Consider the following 17965-nt stretch of genomic DNA (forward strand, 5'->3'; position numbering starts at 1 on the left):
GGTCGTTCGGCGGCCGACAGCGGGGTGCCCACGGCCGATGACACCCTACAAGGCGCGCCCCGTGACTCCCGGGTCCGAACCTGTGCGTCGTGCAAGATGGACGCCGTGACTGCCGTGATCCCGACGACGCCCATCCCTGCTCCCCTGCGCGACGAGTACGTCGCCATCGCGGCAGGCGAGCACGCCACGGGCCCCCGCGGCACGGTCCGCTTCGCCGTCTCCACCGCCGACCCGGACGAGGGCAAGGGCGACCTCTTCGTCGCGCTCGGCCTGGCCCGTGCGCTCCGCGAGCAGGGCTGGGGCGTCGCGGTGTGGCCGCTCGAGCGGTGGGGCGAGTCGGTGCCGGACGACACCGCGGTCGTGGTCAGCATGATCGAGTCCTTCGTGCCCGGCCACGTCCCGACCGGCACCGCCCTCGTCGCCTGGGTGCGGAACTGGACGGAGCGCTGGGCGGCACTGCCCTACCTCGACGAGTTCGACGCCGTCTGGGCGTCCTCGCCGCTCGCCGCCGAGGCGGTGTCCGCGCAGTACGACGGCCCGGTCGAGGTCGTCCCGATCGGCGTCGACACCGACCTCTTCACCACCGCGCCCGACGAGCCGCGGTCGGACCGGGCGGTCACCACGGTCAACTTCTGGGGCGTCCGCCGCCACGTGCAGGACGTCCTCGCCGAGGTCGTCCCCGCCGAGCCGATCGTCTGGTTCGCGGCGAACGTCGACCACGTCGAGGCCTCGGCCGGGGTCGAGCTTCGTCCGATGGTGTCGTACTTCGCGCTCCCGCAGGTCTACCGCGCGGCGGCCTTCGTGGTCGACGACGTCATCGCGCCCGCCGCCGCCTACGGCACCCTCAACTCGCGCCTGTACGAGTCGCTCGCGGCCGGGGCTCTCCCGGTGACGGACTGCGTCACCGGGCTCGACGCCCTCGGCCTCGCCGACGTGCCGGTCTTCGAGGACGCCGCCGGCCTCGAGCGGGTGCTCGCGATGCCCGCGGCGGAACGGACCGCGCTCGTCGAACGGCTCCGCGCCGTCGTCGTCGAGCGCCACACGTTCCGTGCCCGTGCGGAGCAGGTCGGGCCGTCGCTCGACGCCGCCGTCTCCCGCGTCGCCGGCCGGACCGGGGCCCGGAGCGTCTTCCTGCGCTGGGCCACCGAGCAGCGGGAGGCCCTGCGCCGGGCGGAGCACGACCGCGACGTCCACCTCGCCGGCGTCCACGACATCAACGAGCGGCTGATCGCCTCCGAGCGGAAGGTCGGCGAGTACGACACCGCACGGCGTGCCGCCGAGGCGGAGCGCGACCAGATCGCGGCCCGCTTCGACGGGCTCACCCGCTCCCCCGAGTACCGCCTCCTGCACGGCGCGGGCCGGGTGGCGCGGCGCGCGCTGCGCCGCTGACCGGTCGCCGCCGGCACGGCCGGTGCGGTCGTCCGGCGCGGCCGGTGCGGTCGTCCGGCACGGCCGGTGCGGTCGTCCGGCGCGGCCGGTGCGGTCGTCCGGCACGGCCGGTGCGGTCGTCCGGCACGGCCACACGACGGACGGGAGGCGCGTCACCGGCTGGTGACGCGCCTCCCGTCCGTCACGGGTGACCGTCCCTACTTGACGGTCACCGTCTTGGTGCCGAAGCTCACCCAGGTGCCGCGCGGCAGGTCCTCGTAGTAGACGCGGACGGTGTGCTTGCCCGGGGTCAGCTCGGTCAGCGTGACGGCGAGCCCGACGTCCGAGCCCCAGTCCGGGTGCACCTTCTGCACGTCGGTCCGCACGGCGTTGGCGACCCCGGAGCCGGCGCGCACCCCGTCGACGTGCAGCAGGTACCGCACGGGGTCCCAGCGGTCGGGGTCGATCGCCCAGCCCGCCAGCCGGACCGTGCCGGTCCCGGCGGTCGCCGACTCGTACGCGCCCCGCACGGCGCCGGTCTTGCCGGTGGCGCCGGTCGTGGGCGGGTCGACGACGGTGACCGTCTTCGTGCCGAAGCTCTTCCACGTCCCGCTCGGCTTGTCCTGGAAGTAGACACGGACGGTGTGCGCCCCGGCCGTGAGGCCGGTGAGCTTCACCGACAGGCCGACGTCCGAGCCCCACCCGGGGTGCACGGCCTCGACGTCGGTCCGCACGGCGTTCGCCGTCCCCGTCGCGCCGCGCACGCCGTCGACGTGCAGCAGGTACTGCACCGGGTCCCACACGTCCGGGTCGATCGCCCAACCCCGCAGGGTCGCGCTGTGCACGCCACCGCTGACGGACTCGAACGCACCGGTCACGGTGCCCGAGTTGCCGGTCGTCCCGGTGTGACCGGAGGGCGCGGTCGACGTCGCCGACGTCACGGTGACCGTCTTCGTGCCGAAGCTGACCCACGTGGCGCTCGGGAGGTCCTGGTAGTAGACGCGGACGGTGTGCTTGCCCGCGCTGAGGCCGGTCAGCCGCACCGACAGCCCGACGTCGGAGCCCCAGTCCTTGTTCTTCGCCTCGATGTCGGTCCGGGTGGCGTCGGCGGTGCCGGTCTTGCGGGCGCCGTCGACGTGGAGCAGGTACTTGACCGGGTCCCACACGTCCGGGTCGATCGCCCAGCCCTTCAGCGTGATCGTGCCCGCGCCGCCGGTCGCCGACTCGTAGGCACCGCGGACCGCTCCTGTCCCGCCGGTCTTGCCCGTGCTGGGCGCGGTGACCGAGACGGTCTTCGACGCGACCTTCACGTAGCCGGTGCCGGGCGCGTCCACCACGTACAGCGCCACGGTGTGCGACCCGGGCTGGATGCCGGTGAGCTGCTGCGACCACCCGAGGGTGGTGCCCACGCCCGGGTAGACCGCGGCGACGTCCTTCCGGACGAGCGTCGTCTTCCCGGAGGCACGGCTGGTGCCGTCCACGAGGAGCTTGTACGACGCGGGCTTCGACGAGTCGGGGTCGAGCGCCCAGCCGACCGCGCTGATCGTCCCCGGTCCGCCGGTCGCCGTGTCGATGACGCCCTTCGGGGCCGCGCTCGTGATCGTGCGGGTGTAGCAGCCGAGCAGCGTGTTCGACCCGGACCCCTGGTTGATCGCGTAGGAGCAGACCGAGTGCGCGCCGGGGGCCACGCCGGTCAGCTCGGCCGAGAACCCGTGCTGGGTGTTGCCGGCGCCGAGCGAGCCGGCGAGGTCGGGGCGGGCGACGTTCGCGGTGACCGTCTTCCACCCGGCGCCGTCGATGTAGAAGGCGACGCGGAGGGCGTTGGTGGTGTCGGGGTCGACCGCCCAGCCGGTGACCGTGTACGACGAGGCCGAGGACGCGGTCACGGCGTCGACGTTGCCGTAGGGGCTCCCGTTGCCGGTCGGCGAGCCGAACCAGTCGGTGTACATGCGCCAGAAGTTCCGGTTGCCGTACGCCGAGCAGCTGTCACCCGTGCCGTAGAGGTTGTTCATGGCGGCGGTGTTCGGCGTGTACGGGGTGTAGATGTACAGCCCGGCCGTCGCCTGGTTCTTGATGTAGACCGTCTTCCGACCGCACGCCGAGTTCGGGTTGTACAGGATCGAGTTGTTCCGGCCCGCCTGGTACGCCCACGAGGTCGGCGACGCCTGGTACCGCTTGAACTGCAGCGCTGCCGCGTAGACCTGCTGCCCGAACCCGTAGTAGGCCGGGTCGCACGGGGCGGTGTCCGGGCACGCGAAGCCGGTGGCGTGCAGGTACATGTAGCTCGTCGGGCTCGACGTCGTGACGATGCCCTGCTCCTTCTGCAGCAGGACGAGCAGGACCTTCTGGCTGATGCCGCACGCCGAACCGACCTGCGCGATCATCGTCGCCGCCGTCTTCGTGCCGCTCGCGATCGCCGCGCACCGCCCGGAGACGGCCGGGATCGCGCTCATCGCCTGCGAGAAGTCCTTGAGGCACTTCGGGCCCCCGGAGGCCTGGCGGCACCCGGGAGCGACGCTGTTCAGGAACGACTGCACGCTCGACGCGCTCATGGCCGAGCCGTCGTAGAAGTTCGCGTCGCTGATGATGTTGCCCGGATCGAACGCACTCGCCGTCGCCGCGGAGGCGCTCTCGGTGGTCGTCTGCTCGGCGAGGACGGTGCCGAACGTCAGGCCGCTGACGGCGACCGCGAGGGCCGCGACGAGGGCGAGTGACGTGCGGAGCGGTCGCCGACGCGTCCCGCGGTCTCGGATGCTGGTCATCACGGCACCTCCGCCGTCATCGGGTCGGACGTGGTCGACGCGGACCCGACCGAGTACTGCAGGGTGACCGACCAGGTGCCCGAGGACACCTGTGCGGCGGGGAAGGAGACCTGTGCGCAGTTCACCGAGCTGGCGCTCGCCTGCGCGGCGGACTCCGCGGTCCGGGTCGTGCCGCCCTTCTTCGCGGTGAAGGTGCACGTGCCCGAGGTGTTTGTGGTGCCCGAGACGAGTCCACCGGCCTGCAGGGTCTTCGTCCCGGCGTCCCAGCCGGCGAACGTGACGACGGCGGTCGCGGGGAACGCGGAGGGGTCGGCGTCCGGCTGCACGGTCTCGCCGGTGCCGGGGAAGGCGCCGGGGGTGTCGTCGTCCGCGGGGTCGGTCGCCTCCGAGGCGGGAGCCTCCGACGCACCGGACTCCGTGCCGGCCGCCGACGTCGGTGTCGGGGAGGACGCGGACGACGACGACGCGCCCGTGGTGCGGGTGGCCGACGGGGTGGGGTCGCCGTCGCCGCCGGAGCAACCGGACACGAGGAGACTGAGCGCACCGACCACCGCGAACGCAGCGATCGGCCGTGATGCGAAGGGCATGCTGACGGGCCGTCCTGTGGGTGTTGACAAGGGTCCGGGTTGCGCCAACGGTAACCCGAAACTGGAGGTTGAGGGTTGATATCGCCGATATTCACCCCCACACGGGGTGCACGACGGCTGTCGGGGAGCGTGCAGCGGACCGCGACGCCGGACGGGTGCGCCCCAGCCGGTGTGCGAGGGCCGGCGAGTATGCTGTCCCGGTCCCGAACCCCACGAACGAAGAGACGAATGGTCGATCAGAACCGCATGGCCGCGCTCGCCGCCGAGCCCCTCGTCGTGGTCGGTGCCCCGACGAGCGCGATCCGGGGGACGTGGCGCGAGCTGCGTGACGTGTTCCGGCAGCGCGAGATGCTCGGCATGCTCGTCCGACGCGACCTCAAGGCCCGGTACAAGGACTCGGCGCTCGGGTTCGTGTGGACGCTCGTGCGACCGCTCACCCAGCTCCTCATCTACTACTTCGTCATCGGCAAGGTCCTCGGTGCCGCCCACGGCATCGACAACTTCGCGATCTACGTCTTCACCGGCCTGTCCGCCTACACCCTCTTCAGCGAGATCGTCGCCGGGTCGACCGGGTCGATCGTCGGCAACAGCGGTCTGATCAAGAAGGTCTACGTCCCCCGCGAGGTCTTCCCGCTCGCGAGCGTGGGCGCCGCGCTCGTGAACTTCGCGATCCAGTTCGGCATCCTGCTGGTGGCGACGCTCGTGCTCGGGCAGTTCCCGCTGCACGAGGGGCTCGTGTACCTCGTCCCGTCACTCGCCGTCATCGTCGTGTTCGGAGCGGCGATCGGCCTGGTGCTCGCGGCGCTCAACGTCTACCTGCGCGACGTGCAGTTCGTCATCGACGTCGGGCTCATGGTGCTCCTGTGGGGTTCCCCGATCGTCTACTCGTACTCGATGGTCGTGAAGGAGCTCACCGCGCCGTGGCTCCTGACGATCTACACGAACAACCCCCTGACCCTCGCCGTCCTCGGTCTCCAGAACGCCATCTGGCTGCACGACCCCGCGGCGGTCGTCTACCCGGACCACCTCATGCTCCGCCTCGGCATCGCCCTGGTCGTCGGCCTGGTCTGCCTCGTCGGAGCGCAGCGCGTCTTCTCGCGCCTGCAGGGCAACTTCGCGCAGGAGCTCTAGACCCATGGCCATCAGCACCCCCGTCACCCCGACGACCACGACCCCGGCCGCCGAGCGCCCGGACGTCATCGTCGTGGACCACGTCCGCAAGCGCTTCACCGTGCGCAAGGACAACACGATCCGCGAGCGCATCGTCACCCTCGGCCGCGCCGGTCGGAAGCACCGTCAGGACTTCTGGGCGCTCGACGACGTCAGCGTGACGATCCAGGCCGGGACCACCGTCGGGCTCATCGGCCAGAACGGGTCCGGCAAGTCCACACTCCTCAAGGCGATCGGCGGCATCATCCAGCCGACCTCGGGCACCGTGTCCCGACGCGGGCGGCTGGCGGCCCTGCTCGAGCTCGGCGCCGGGTTCCACCCGGACCTCTCCGGTCGCGAGAACGTCTACCTGAACGCGGCGCTCCTCGGGCTGAGCCGCAAGGAGACCGAGTCGCGGTTCGACGACATCCTGGCGTTCTCCGGCATCGGCGACTTCATCGACACCCAGGTGAAGTTCTACAGCTCCGGCATGTACGTGCGGCTCGCCTTCGCCGTCGCGGTGCACACCGACCCGGACGTGCTCCTCGTCGACGAGGTGCTCGCGGTCGGCGACGAGGCCTTCCAGCGCAAGTGCCTCGACCGCATCCGCACGTTCCAGGAGCAGGGCAAGACGATCATCATCGTCACGCACTCGCTCAGCCAGGTGCAGGAGATGTGCGACCGCGTCGTCCTCCTCAACAAGGGCACGGTCCTGCACGACGGCGAGGCGGTCGAGGCGGTCAGCAAGTTCCGCGACGTGCTCGAGGAGCGCCGCTCGGGCGAGCTGAGCGCCGACGTCCAGGTCGGGCGGGGCACGGTCCTCGGCGCGACCGTGCACGCGGAGGGCAAGGAGCGCCGCGAGGACGTCCTCCCCGGCGACGACCTCGTGGTCGACATGGAGTTCGAGCACCTCGACGGGGTCTCCGACTGGGAGGCCGCGGTCCAGATCAACAACACCGCGGGCCAGGTCGTCTACGGCACCACCACCGGCATCATGGGCGTCCACCTGACACCGCTGCACGGTCGCCGGAAGCTCCGCCTGCGGATCACGGACGCGAAGTTCGGCACCGGGAAGTACTTCATCAACGTGTCGATGATGGACTCCGCCGGCCGGCACCTGCACGACCTGCCCGAGTGCGACTCCTTCGAGGTGCCGTCGTTCGGCGACGCGGTCGGCACGGTCTACGCCAAGCCGTCCCTCGAAGAGCTCGACTGAGCGTGTCGGGACGGACCGATCCCGCGGGCGCCGCGTCGACCGCGGTCGTGATCGTCAACTGGGAGCGTGCCGACCTGACGATCCGTGCTGCGCGGGCGGTGCTCGACGACCCGTCCTCGGCCGCCCAGGTCGTCGTCGTGGACAACGGCTCGTCCGACGACTCCGTCCGGGCCCTCTGCGCCGCGCTGACCGACGCGACCGTCGTGGAGCGGGCCGACAACGGCGGCTTCGCGGCGGGTGCGAACACCGGGATCCGGGCCTCCGACGCCGAGGTCGTCGTCCTCCTCAACAACGACGCGGCGCCCGCGCCGGGGTTCGTCGCCGCGCTCCGCGACCACCTCGCGCACGCCGGTCCGGAGGTGGCGGCCGTGACGGGCCGCATCGTGCTCGCCGGACGCTGGACGCGCCTCCCGGCCGGGTCGCGGCCCGCACCCGACCAGCGCACGCTCCGGGACCACGCCGGCCGGTCGTGGACGCCGTCGCCGGACGGCGACGTCCGGCTCAACTCGACCGGCGTCCTGGTCGACCGCGACGGCAACGGCGCCGACCGCGACTGGTTCGCTCCGGCCGACCACGCGGCCGACGTCGACGTCTTCGGCTTCTCCGGGGGCGCGTCGGCGCTCCGCCGGGTCGCGCTCGACGACGTGGGCCTCCTCGACGAGTCGCTGTTCATGTACTACGAGGACACCGAGTACGCCTGGCGGCTCCGCCGCCGCGGATGGCGCGTCGAGCACGCGGCGGACGCCGTCGTCGAGCACGACCACTCGGCGTCGTCCGGGGTGCAGAGCGACCTGTTCGTGTTCCGGAACGCACGGAACCGCGTCCTCGTGGCGCTCTGGCACGCACCGTGGCCGACGGTGCTGCGGGCCGTGGCACGGACGCTGGTGCGCGGCCTCCGCGGTCTCGCGTCCACCGCGGACCGCCGGGAGGCGCGGCTCGTCCTGGCAGCGCTGGCGGACGTCGCGGGACACCTCCCCCGGCACCTCGCGCACCGGCTCGCGGAGGACCGCCGCGCGAGCGTGCCGCGCCGGGCCGTGGACCCGGGCGCATGAGCCACGAGCGCTATCCTGGACCCTCCCCCGACGACGGCCCCGGCCGAGACGACGGCCTCGGCCGAAAGGAACCACGCGTGCCGCACACCTCCGTCCTGATCGACGGGACGGCCGTACCGCGGAACCTCGGCGGCGTCGGACGCTACGTCGAGGGCGTCGTGTCCCACCTGACGGAGCCCGGCCTCGACGTGCACCTCGTCGTCCGCCCCGGCCACGTCGCACACTTCCGGACGATCGCGCCGACCGTCACCGTGCACGCCGCACCGGCCTGGACCGACTCGGTGCCCCTGCGCCTCGCGTGGGAGCAGACCGGACTCCCGGCGCTCGCCCGCCGCCTGCGTGTCGACGTGCTGCACTCGCCGCACTACACGTTCCCGGTCGCCTGGCGCGGCGGCTCGGTGGTCACGCTGCACGACGCGACGTTCTTCTCGAACCCGGAGTGGCACTCCAGGCTGAAGCGCACGTTCTTCACCTGGTGGAGCCGCCGCTCGCTCCGCACCCGTCCGGTCGTCATCGTGCCGAGCGCCGCGACGGCGACCGAGGCGGCCCGGGTCGTGCGGGGCATCCGCGCCGACGTCCGCGTGGCACCGCTCGGCGTCGACCGCTCCGTGTTCCACGCGCCGTCGACGGCCGAGGTCGAGGATGCCCGGATCGCCGCGACCCTCCACGAGGGCGCCCCGTGGATCGCGTTCCTCGGGACGATCGAGCCCCGGAAGAACGTCACGGCGCTGCTCGACGCGTACGCCGCGGTGCGGACGGCACGTGACGCGACCGGGTCCGCGACGCCGTGGCTCGTGCTCTCCGGGGCGCGCGGGTGGGACGCGGCCGCGATCGAACGGCTCGACGCCCTGCAGGAGACCGACCACGTCGTCGAGGCAGGCTACCTCCCGATCGAGGACCTCGCCGGGTTCCTCGGCGGCGCCGAGTTCGTCGTGTACCCGTCGCTCGGCGAGGGCTTCGGCCTGCCGGTGGTCGAGGCGATGGCCGCCGGCGCCTGCGTCGTGACCACCCGGCGGCTCTCGCTGCCCGAGGTCGGGGGCGACGCCGCGGTCTACACCGAACCGGACGCCGTCGACCTCGCCGCCACGATGGCCCGCCTGCTCGACGACGCCGAGCTGGTCTCGTCGCACCGGTCGGCCGCACTCCGACGTGCCGCCGACTTCACGTGGGACGCCACCGCAGCGGTGCACGCCGACGCCTACCGGGAGGTCGCCCGGTGACCGACACCCCCCGCGTGGCCGTCCTCACCGTCACGTACAACACGGGCGAGACGATCCGCCCCTTCCTCGCGAGCATCGCGGCCGCGTCGACGTCACCGGTCGCGGTGGTCATCGCCGACAACGGCTCGACCGACCTCGACGCGCTGCGGGCCGTCGGCGAGTCCTACGGGGCCACCGTGGTGTCCTCCGGGGGCAACCTCGGCTACGGCGGCGGGATCGACGCGGCGCTCGCAGCGCTCGACGACGTGCTGCCCGACATCCGCCCCGACTTCCTGCTCGTCACGAACCCCGACGTCGTGCTCGGCCCCGGGTCGATCGACGAGCTCGTCCGCGCTGCCGACCGACTGCCCGACGGCGGTGCGTTCGGGCCGCGGATCCTCGACGAGCAGGGCGAGACCTACCCGTCGGCACGGCAGCTGCCGTCGCTCCGCACCGGCCTCGGCCACGCCGCGTTCTCGCGGTTCTGGCCGGCGAACCCTTGGAGCCAGCGGTACTGGTCCACGACCGAGGTCGTCGAGCGCGAGGCCGGCTGGCTGTCGGGCGCGTGCTTCCTCATCCGGACGTCCCTGTTCCGGCAGCTCGGCGGCTTCGACGAGTCGTACTTCATGTACTTCGAGGACGTCGACCTCGGGCAGCGCGTCGGGCGTGCGGGGAAGGCGAACGTGTACGTGCCGGCCGCCGTGGTCACGCACACCGGGGCGCACTCGACGTCGTCGAACCGGCGCCGCATGGAGATCGAGCACCACCGGAGCGCGTACCGGTACCTGTCGCGGAAGTACCGGGCGTGGTGGCTGTGGCCGCTCCGGGTGGCGCTGCGTGCCGGGCTGTCGCTCCGTGCCCGCTGGGTGACCCGCAAGTAGCACCCGGTGCGCCGCGGCGGCCGGCGCGTCCCCCGTCCGCACGACCCTGCGCCGCGTTCTGCGTCCGCACGACGCCACGGTGCATTCTGCGTCCGCACAACCGAAGTCACCCGGAACCGCGTCGAGACGTGGTTCGGGGTGACTTCGGTTGTGCGCCGACGCGCCGAACCGGGAGTGCCTCGGCGGGCGGTGCCCCGAACCCGGGCCCCGCGCGCGGAGACCTCAGCCGAACAGCCGGGTGCGCTCGGCCCGGGCGGCGTCGAGCAGCACGCGGGCCCGAGCGTCGAACGAGTGCTCGGCGGCGATGCGGCTCGCGATCACCGCACGCTCCGACGCCGACGGCCACGGGTGCTCCGGTGCGAGCAGGCGCTCGAGCTCGTCGCGGGAACCGGCGACGGCCAGGGTGGGCACCGCGAGGACGTCGGCGAGCCCCTCGACCGGGTCGGTCACGACGACCCCGCCGGCGGCGAGCACGTCGAACACCCGGTTGGACACGAACCCTCCCGTCGCCATGCCCGGCCAGTGGTCGTTGAGCACGACCCGTGCGGACGCGTACGCCCGTGCGACCTCGGCACGCGACAGCCCCGGCTCGCCGAGCAGGTCCGACGGCACGATGTCCGTCCACCCCGGTCCGTGCACCCGGAGGTCGGCGCCGAGCGACACCGCGTCGGCGACGACCGGGCGGTCGGCCCCCCGCGTCGACCCGACGAAGACCACGTGGCCGGCATCTGGGTCCGTCGCGGACCGGTTCCCCGGGTGGAACACCGACGGATCGGTGGCCTGGAGCAGCGGGGTGACGGTGAGGCCGCTCCGCGCCGAGGCAGCCGCGGCCCAGGCGGGGCCGGCGGCGAAGGCACGGTCGAACGACCGGAGTTCGGTGTCAGCGACGTCGTCCGGGTGGCTGATGACCCAGAGCAGGTTCACCGACGCCGGGTTCGGCGGCACCCGGTCGAGCCCCCGGACGACGAGGGTGACGTCGTCGGCACCGTCGTCGCCGCGGACGTGGGCATCGCGCCGGTCGACCCGGACGCGCTGTCCGAGCCGCTCGAGCGCCGCCGCGAGCTCCCCGGCGAAGTGCACGTCGCCCCAGCCGTCGCCCTCGGATCCGGCCGGTGCGGCGATCTTGACGGACCAGGTCAGCCGGTCACCCGTCGTCCGGGAACGCGCCGCCGGCGTCACGGGGCGCGCGCCCCACGGCGGCAGCGGCGGCCCCGCCACGACGTCGGCGCCGGGTCGAGCGGACGGCCGGTCGCGCCAGCCGGCGACCACGTCCACCACGGCGGCGTCGACCGTGCGACCGGGTTCGACGGTGCGCACGACGGGCCCGACGGCCCGGCTGCGCACGGCTGTCTCCGCATGGTGCGCCGCGTCGGCGGTCCAGGAGGTCAGCACGGTGCGTTCGTCCGGGAGGCACGGGGCCGGGACCACCGCCCCCTGCGGCATCGAGACCACCGGTTGGTCCGCCCCGAGGAGGAGGTCGTCCGACGACGCGGCACGGTCGTCCGACCACGGCAGCGCCCCGGGCCGCACCAGGAGCGCACCGTTCCGGTGCTCCCCGGCGGCGGTCCGCACGACGGCCTGGACCGGACAGCCGACGTCGCGCGCGAGGGCGCGCAGGCCGTCGGCGTCGATCTGCACCGAGGTGTCGACGAGCACGAGCGTGCGGCCGACGCCCCCTGCGACGCCGGCGTTGATCGCCGACCCCAGTCCGTCCAGCTCCTGCCGACGCACCCACGGGAGCGCCGCGTCGAAGGCACCGCGCGGCGAGGCGTCCGCCACGTACGACAGCGCGCGGACGTCGGCGTCCGGTCCGAACGCCGACCGGGCAGCGGCGACCAGCCGCGGCACCTCCGCGTGCCGGTCGGAGCGCGTGGTGACGAGCACCGTCACCGGTGCGTCCAGGTGAGGGAGGTCGCCGTCCCAGCCGGTCACGCGGACGACGTCGGGCGGCGTCGCAGCCGCGCCACGGGCCTCCCGGCCGACGGGAGCGACCCCGTCGACACCGCGACGCGTCCGACGGAAGAGGCCCACGAGCGGCTCAGGAGGCGAGCAGGCGCTGCAGGTACACGCCGTACCCGCCCTTGACCAGCGGCGCGGCGAGCTCGGCGAGCTGCGCGTCGTCGATCCAGCCGTTGCGCCAGGCGATCTCCTCGATGCAGCCGATCTTGAAGCCCTGCCGGTCCTCGATCACCTTGACGTACTCCGACGCCTGCATCATCGACTCGAACGTGCCCGTGTCGAGCCAGGCCGTGCCGCGGTCGAGGACCTGCACACCGAGCTCGCCCGCCTCGAGGTAGCGCTCGTTCACGGTCGAGATCTCGAGCTCGCCGCGCGCGCTCGGCTCGATCGTCTTCGCGATCTCGATGACCTTGTTGTCGTAGAAGTACAGGCCGGGAACGGCGTAGTTCGACTTCGGCTGCGCCGGCTTCTCCTCGATGGAGACCGCGGTGAAGTCGTCGTCGAACTCGACCACGCCGTACGCGGTCGGGTCGGCCACGTGGTACGCGAAGATCGTGGCGCCCTGCACCGCGGTGTTCTTGCGGAGGTTCGTGCCGAGGCCGGTGCCGTGGAAGATGTTGTCGCCGAGGACGAGGGCGACGCTGTCGTCGCCGATGAAGTCCTCGCCGATGACGAACGCCTGTGCGAGCCCGTCCGGGCTCGGCTGCACCGCGTACTGGATGTCCATGCCGAGCGCCGAGCCGTCACCGAGCAGGGCCTTGAACTGCTCGTTGTACTCCGGCGTCGTGATGACGAGGACCTCACGGATGCCGGCCATCATGAGCGTCGACAGCGGGTAGTAGACCATCGGCTTGTCGTAGATCGGCATGAGCTGCTTGCTGATGCCCTTGGTGATCGGCCAGAGGCGCGTGCCGGAACCGCCGGCGAGGATGATGCCCTTCATCGGGTCTCCCTTACTTCTTCGTCCGGAGCGACTCGGTGTAGGCGACCGCTTCCTCGTAGGTCGGCAGGAGCCCCTGCTCCGCGGCCTGCTCGAGCGTCGGCGCCGCGGTGTCCTTCTCGGAGAGCACCGGCTCGCCGAGGCCCTCGGGCAGCGTCAGGCCGACCGTCGGGTCGAGGATCGTGATCCCCTTCTCGCGCTGCGGGTCGTAGTGGGCGCTGACGAGGTAGTTCACCGTCGAGCGGTCCTCGAGGGCGACGATGGCGTGGCCGAGGCCCTCCGACAGGTAGACGGCCTTGCGGTCGACGTCGTCGATGCGGACCGAGTCCCACTGGCCGAACGTGGGCGAACCGACCCGGATGTCCACGATGTAGTCGATGAACGCCCCACGGACGGCGGTGACGTACTTCGCCTGGCTCGGCGCCACGAGGGCGTAGTGGATGCCCCGGGCGACACCGGCCGAGGAGATCGACATGTTCACCTGGCGGAGGTCGAGCGGGTGCCCGACGGTCTCCTCGAGGACGTCCGCGCGGTACGCCTCGAGGAACGCGCCTCGGGCGTCGCCGTGCTGCACGGGCGTGAACTCCCACGCGCCGGGGATCTTGAGTTCGCGGATCTGCACCACGGCAGCCTAGCAAGGCGACTGGTACACCACGTTTCGCCACGACCTCGCAGGATCGCATTAGGCTGTTGAGGCCTCGCGCACCCGCCAGACATCGAAACGAGACCTGCATCCCCGTGAAGTTGTTCGTCCAGATCCCATGCCTCAACGAGGAGAACACCCTCGCCAGCGTCATCGACTCCATCCCGAAGGAGATCGACGGCATCGACGAGATCGAGATCCTCGTCATCAACGACGGCAGCACGGACCGCACCGTCGAGGTCGCGAAGGAGCACGGTGTCAAGCACTTCGTGCACCACACCACGAACATGGGCCTCGCCCGCTCGTTCCGCGACGGCGTCGACTACGCGCTGCTGCACGGCGCCGACATCGTCGTGAACACCGACGGCGACAACCAGTACCCGCAGTCGCAGATCGCCGAGCTCGTGCAGCCGATCCTCCGGAAGGAAGCCGAGATCGTCATCGGCGACCGGCAGACCCGCACGATCGAGCACTTCTCCGGGTTCAAGAAGCTCATGCAGCGCTTCGGCTCGTGGGTGGCGTCGCGCGCGGCCGGGCTCGACCTGCCCGACGCAGCGAGCGGCTTCCGCGCGTACTCGAAGTACTCGCTCATCCGGCTGAACATCGTGACCCGGTTCAGCTACTGCATGGAGACGATCGTCCAGGCCGGCTACAAGCGCCTCGCGATCGCCTCCGTCCCGATCACGACGAACCCGAAGACGCGTGAGTCGCGGCTGTTCAGCAACATCTGGCAGCACATGTTCCAGTCGGGCTCCGCCATCGCCCGCGTGTACCTCATGTACCGCCCGATGGCGCTGTTCGCCTGGGTCGCCGCCGTCCTCGGCGCGCTGGGCCTCTGGCCGCTCATCCGCTACCTGGTGCTCCTCGCGATGCACACCGACGGCAACCACCTGCAGTCGATCATCCTCGGCGTCGTCCTGCTCATCACCGCGGTGCTCGCGGTCGTGATCGGGGTCGTCGCCGACCTCACGCGGTTGAACCGCACGCTGGCCGAGGAGCAGCTCGACCTGCAGAAACTGCAGCGCTACGGTGACTGACGCGGGGACGCCGGTGCGGGGGGTGGGCCGCGCCGAACGCCTCGTGGTGCTCGCGGTCACCATCGCCTTCGCCGCAGTGCTCGCGGTGTGGGCGTTCGGGACCACCACCTTCAAGGCCCCCGACGAGCCGACCCACGTCGACGCGGTCGTGCACGTCGCGATCGGCGACGGGTGGGCGCCGCCGGGCACGCTGCCGTACCTCAACGCGACCGAGTCCGCGCAGCACGACAACCTCCGCGAGCGCTCCGCGCAGCACCCGACCTGGGGTGCGCTGCTCGACGAGTACCCCGGTGACCACGTCGGCAGCGTCGACCAGATGACGCAACACCCGCCGACGTACTACGTCATCGCCGCGGGCGTCCTGCACCTCGTGCACTTCGAGGACCTCCGGTGGGACCACGCCGTGCTGCCCCTCCGCCTGTTCGACGCCCTCCTGGCGCTGCCGCTCCCGTTCCTGGCGTGGGCGACGGTCCGTCGGCTCACCCGGTCACCACGGGCGGCCGTGGTCGGGGCCGCCGCGGTGCTCGCGATCCCGGAGCTCGCAGCCATCGGCGCCTCGGTGACGAACGACGCCCTCATGCTCCCGCTCGCCGGGCTCCTCGTGTACCTCGTCACGCGGCTGCTCACCGGTGACCACCGCGTCCGGCTCCTGGTCGGCATCGCCGTCGCCCTCGGCGCGATGCTGCTCGTGAAGGGCACGGCGCTGCCGGCGGTCCCGTTCGTGGGCATCGCGGTGGTGACCGCCGGACTCCACCGGGGCGTCGTGCTCCGGAACGTCATCAGGGCCTTCGGCACCCTCGCACTCGCGGCGCTGGTCGGTGCGTGGTGGTGGCTCCACAACCTCATCGTGTACCGGCAGATCCAGCCCGACGGCATGGCGTCCTACGCCCGACCGGACAAGCCGTTCCCGGCCGGCACCGGCCCCTCGCCGGAGGTCTTCCTGCGCGACTACTGGAACGGTGTCACCCGGACCTTCTGGGGCAGCGTCGGCAGTCTCGCGCAGTTCCAGGTCGCGCAGGCCCTCATCGACGCGCTGACCGTGCTCTCGCTCGCCGGCATCGCGGTCTGGGCCTTCCGACGCGGCCCCTCGCTCCGCCCGGCGATCGTCCTCGCGGCCTACCCGGTGATCCTCATCGCCCTGCACATGCAGAGCGGGTGGGGCGGCTACGTCAGGAACACCATCGTGGCGGGCACGCAGGGCCGCTACTACTACCCGACCCTCATCGCGCTCATCGCGCTGAGCGCGCTCGCGTGGCCGCGCGCCACCGTCACCGCGCGCGGCCGGACGCGGCTCGCCGTCGGGATGGCGATCGCCGCGTGCGCCATCGCCCTGTACGGCGTCCTCTACGTCGTGCGGGCCTTCGGCGCCGACGGCGCGTGGTGGATCACCCGGTCGAACCTCACCCGCTACGACGTCGTCGGGCTCGTGGGCGGGGGCTGGATCGCGACGCTGGTCGTCCTCGCGGGGCTGCTGCTCGCCGCGACGGCCGTGCTCCTGGTCCGGTGGCTCCGCGGGACGGCGCCGGAGCGCAGGGGGACGTCGCCGGTCACGCCGGAGCGCACGTCCTCCGCTCCGCACTCGGAGGCTCGCGCGTGACCGCCCGCCGCGAGTGGACGATCCTCGCCGGGGTCACCGCCGCCTGGATCGGGTTCCTGCTGCTCTTCGCCTTCGTCACGCCGGCCTTCGGCGCCCCGGACGAGCCGGCGTACGTCGACGCGGCCTTCCGGACGGCGCTCGGCCTCGGCTGGCCGCCACCGGGATCGATGCACTACCTCGACGCGGTCCGCCAGGTCGTCGAGCACCCGGTGCCGGCCGCCGACCGGGTCACCGTGTCGGCGTTGCTCGCGCAGTCCCCCGGCGACTCCGCGGCGATCGACCAGATGTCGCAGCACCCGCCGACGTACTTCCTCGTCGCCGCCGCCGTGCTCCGTGCGATCGGTTGGGGGTCGCACAGCTGGGGCACGGCGGTCCTGGCGCTCCGGCTCCTCGACGTGGTCGTCGTCGCCGCGCTGCCCGTGCTCGTCTGGGCGACGGTGCGTCGTGCGACCCGGTCGCCGCGGACCGCCCTCGTCGCGCCGTTCCTCCTGTTCGCCGTGCCGCAGCTCGCGCAGGTCACGTCGGGCGTCACGGTCTGGGCGCCGATGGTGCTCTTCGGCGCCGTCACGGTCTGGCTCGCGGTGCGCGTCCTGACCGGGGACCGCTCGCGGTGGACCGCCGCGGGGCTCGCGGTCAGCGTGACGGCGATGTCCACGTTGACGGCCCTCGGCCTCGTCGCGATCCCCTTCGCCGTCGTCGTGGTGCTGCTCGGACGGAGCCGTTCGCTGCGGGCGCGGCTCGTCCACGCCGCGGTCGTGTTCCTGGTGCCGGTCGTGGCCACGGGGTGGTGGTGGGTCCGCACCCTGGTCCGCAGCGGCACCCTCGTGCCCGACGCGCTCCGCGCTGCGACCACGGTGGTCCCCTACCCCGAAGGCGGTCCGAACCCGGGGGCGTTCGCGGGGCGGCAGTGGGACGGCCTGACGAACTCGTTCTTCGGCCTCCTCGGGGCGGACCAGTGGGTGCTGCCACCCGCGCTGGTCGACTCGATGACGGTCCTCGCGCTCACCGTGCTGGCGTGGTCGTACGCCCGTCGCGGCACCGGTCGGGGGCTCACCACGACGCTCCTCGTGTGGCCGGCGCTCGTGCTCGTCGCGACCCTCGCCTACAGCTGGCGCAACTACCTCGGCACCCACCAGGGCAACGGACTGCAGGGTCGTTTCCTCTTCGTGGCCGTGGTCGCGCTCATCGCCGCGCAGGCGATCGCGTGGCGAGCGCTCGTCGTGCGCCCGGTCCTGCGCCAGCGGCTCGCCCGCGTGGCCGTCGTGGCCGCCCTCGTGATCGGCGCGTACGGGTTCGGCGTGCTCTACCGCGGCGGGTGGGAGGACGTCCAGTTCCGCGTGACCGTGGGGGGTCTCGACCGCATGGGTGGCGCGTCGCTCGGCGGGACCGCGCCCGTCGCCCTCGCCGCGATCCTGTTCCTCGCCGCAGGGGTCTGGTCGGTCGTCGCCGTCTGGCGGCTGTCGGCCGTCCGCACGGCCGGGCCGGTAGACTCCTCGCCGCGCGCACCGTCCGCACCGATCGAGACCGTCGACGACCGTCCGCAGCGATCGACCCCCGACACACAGGAATGAGACC

At 72.5% G+C, this 17965-nt stretch carries 14 protein-coding genes; 9 read left to right on the forward strand and 5 right to left on the reverse strand.

From position 1 onward, the window contains the following. Positions 1-105: 105 nt before the first annotated feature. On the forward strand, positions 106-1389 hold the full coding sequence (locus IEY20_RS14390; RefSeq protein WP_175328712.1) for a glycosyltransferase family protein: 1284 nt from the start codon (positions 106-108) through the stop codon (positions 1387-1389). Positions 1390-1586: 197 nt separating this feature from the next. On the opposite strand, the gene IEY20_RS14395 is transcribed toward IEY20_RS14390, so the two are convergent. Next, a complete protein-coding gene (locus tag IEY20_RS14395) occupies positions 1587-4130 on the reverse strand; it encodes a hypothetical protein (protein ID WP_175328713.1) in 2544 nt (847 codons plus the stop codon). Then, complete coding sequence (locus tag IEY20_RS14400) at positions 4130-4717, reverse strand: hypothetical protein (protein WP_175328714.1); 588 nt, start codon at positions 4715-4717, stop codon at positions 4130-4132. Before IEY20_RS14400 ends, IEY20_RS14395 begins: the two co-directional genes overlap by 1 nt. 228 nt (positions 4718-4945) lie before the next feature. On the opposite strand from IEY20_RS14400, the gene IEY20_RS14405 reads away from it, so the two are divergent. The 5 genes from IEY20_RS14405 to IEY20_RS14425 all read left to right on the forward strand — a co-directional run bounded on the left by IEY20_RS14405 (position 4946) and on the right by IEY20_RS14425 (position 10214). Further along, positions 4946-5848 carry an ABC transporter permease gene (locus tag IEY20_RS14405; protein ID WP_175328715.1) on the forward strand — a complete coding sequence of 301 codons (903 nt, stop codon included), beginning with the start codon at positions 4946-4948 and terminating at the stop codon, positions 5846-5848. A gap of 4 nt (positions 5849-5852) precedes the next feature. Then, entirely contained in the window at positions 5853-7082 is a 1230-nt protein-coding gene (locus tag IEY20_RS14410; RefSeq protein WP_022904976.1) for an ABC transporter ATP-binding protein, read from the forward strand. A gap of 2 nt (positions 7083-7084) precedes the next feature. Further along, entirely contained in the window at positions 7085-8134 is a 1050-nt protein-coding gene (locus IEY20_RS14415; protein WP_175328716.1) for a glycosyltransferase family 2 protein, read from the forward strand. Between the two features lie 77 nt (positions 8135-8211). Further along, a complete protein-coding gene (locus IEY20_RS14420; RefSeq protein WP_229728076.1) occupies positions 8212-9354 on the forward strand; it encodes a glycosyltransferase family 4 protein in 1143 nt (380 codons plus the stop codon). Continuing rightward, on the forward strand, positions 9351-10214 hold the full coding sequence (locus IEY20_RS14425; RefSeq protein ID WP_175328718.1) for a glycosyltransferase family 2 protein: 864 nt from the start codon (positions 9351-9353) through the stop codon (positions 10212-10214). The genes IEY20_RS14420 and IEY20_RS14425 overlap by 4 nt, the downstream gene beginning before the upstream one ends. Positions 10215-10436: 222 nt before the next feature. On the opposite strand, the gene IEY20_RS14430 is transcribed toward IEY20_RS14425, so the two are convergent. The 3 genes from IEY20_RS14430 to IEY20_RS14440 all read right to left on the reverse strand — a co-directional run bounded on the left by IEY20_RS14430 (position 10437) and on the right by IEY20_RS14440 (position 13735). After that, positions 10437-12146, reverse strand: a complete 1710-nt coding sequence (locus tag IEY20_RS14430; protein WP_188889256.1) for a glycosyltransferase family protein — start codon at positions 12144-12146, stop codon at positions 10437-10439. A gap of 106 nt (positions 12147-12252) precedes the next feature. Then, positions 12253-13116 (reverse strand): glucose-1-phosphate thymidylyltransferase RfbA, encoded by an 864-nt coding sequence (gene rfbA / locus IEY20_RS14435; protein WP_022904981.1) that lies wholly within the window; start codon positions 13114-13116, stop codon positions 12253-12255. Positions 13117-13126: 10 nt separating this feature from the next. Then, a complete protein-coding gene (locus IEY20_RS14440; RefSeq protein WP_031274433.1) occupies positions 13127-13735 on the reverse strand; it encodes a dTDP-4-dehydrorhamnose 3,5-epimerase family protein in 609 nt (202 codons plus the stop codon). Between the two features lie 116 nt (positions 13736-13851). Here IEY20_RS14440 and IEY20_RS14445 point away from each other — a divergent pair, with 116 nt between their 5' ends. Genes IEY20_RS14445 through IEY20_RS14455 form a run of 3 tightly spaced genes read left to right on the forward strand, consistent with a single transcriptional unit; the run spans position 13852 to position 17961 of the window. Continuing rightward, positions 13852-14793 carry a glycosyltransferase family 2 protein gene (locus IEY20_RS14445; RefSeq protein WP_022904983.1) on the forward strand — a complete coding sequence of 314 codons (942 nt, stop codon included), beginning with the start codon at positions 13852-13854 and terminating at the stop codon, positions 14791-14793. Continuing rightward, positions 14786-16390, forward strand: coding sequence for a glycosyltransferase family 39 protein (locus IEY20_RS14450; protein ID WP_175328720.1), 1605 nt, complete (start codon positions 14786-14788; stop codon positions 16388-16390). Before IEY20_RS14445 ends, IEY20_RS14450 begins: the two co-directional genes overlap by 8 nt. Further along, positions 16387-17961, forward strand: a complete 1575-nt coding sequence (locus tag IEY20_RS14455) for a glycosyltransferase family 39 protein (protein WP_175328721.1) — start codon at positions 16387-16389, stop codon at positions 17959-17961. Before IEY20_RS14450 ends, IEY20_RS14455 begins: the two co-directional genes overlap by 4 nt. Positions 17962-17965: the final 4 nt, after the last annotated feature.

Origin of the sequence: Curtobacterium luteum, from assembly GCF_014646995.1 — a bacterium.
GTDB lineage: Bacteria > Actinomycetota > Actinomycetes > Actinomycetales > Microbacteriaceae > Curtobacterium > Curtobacterium luteum.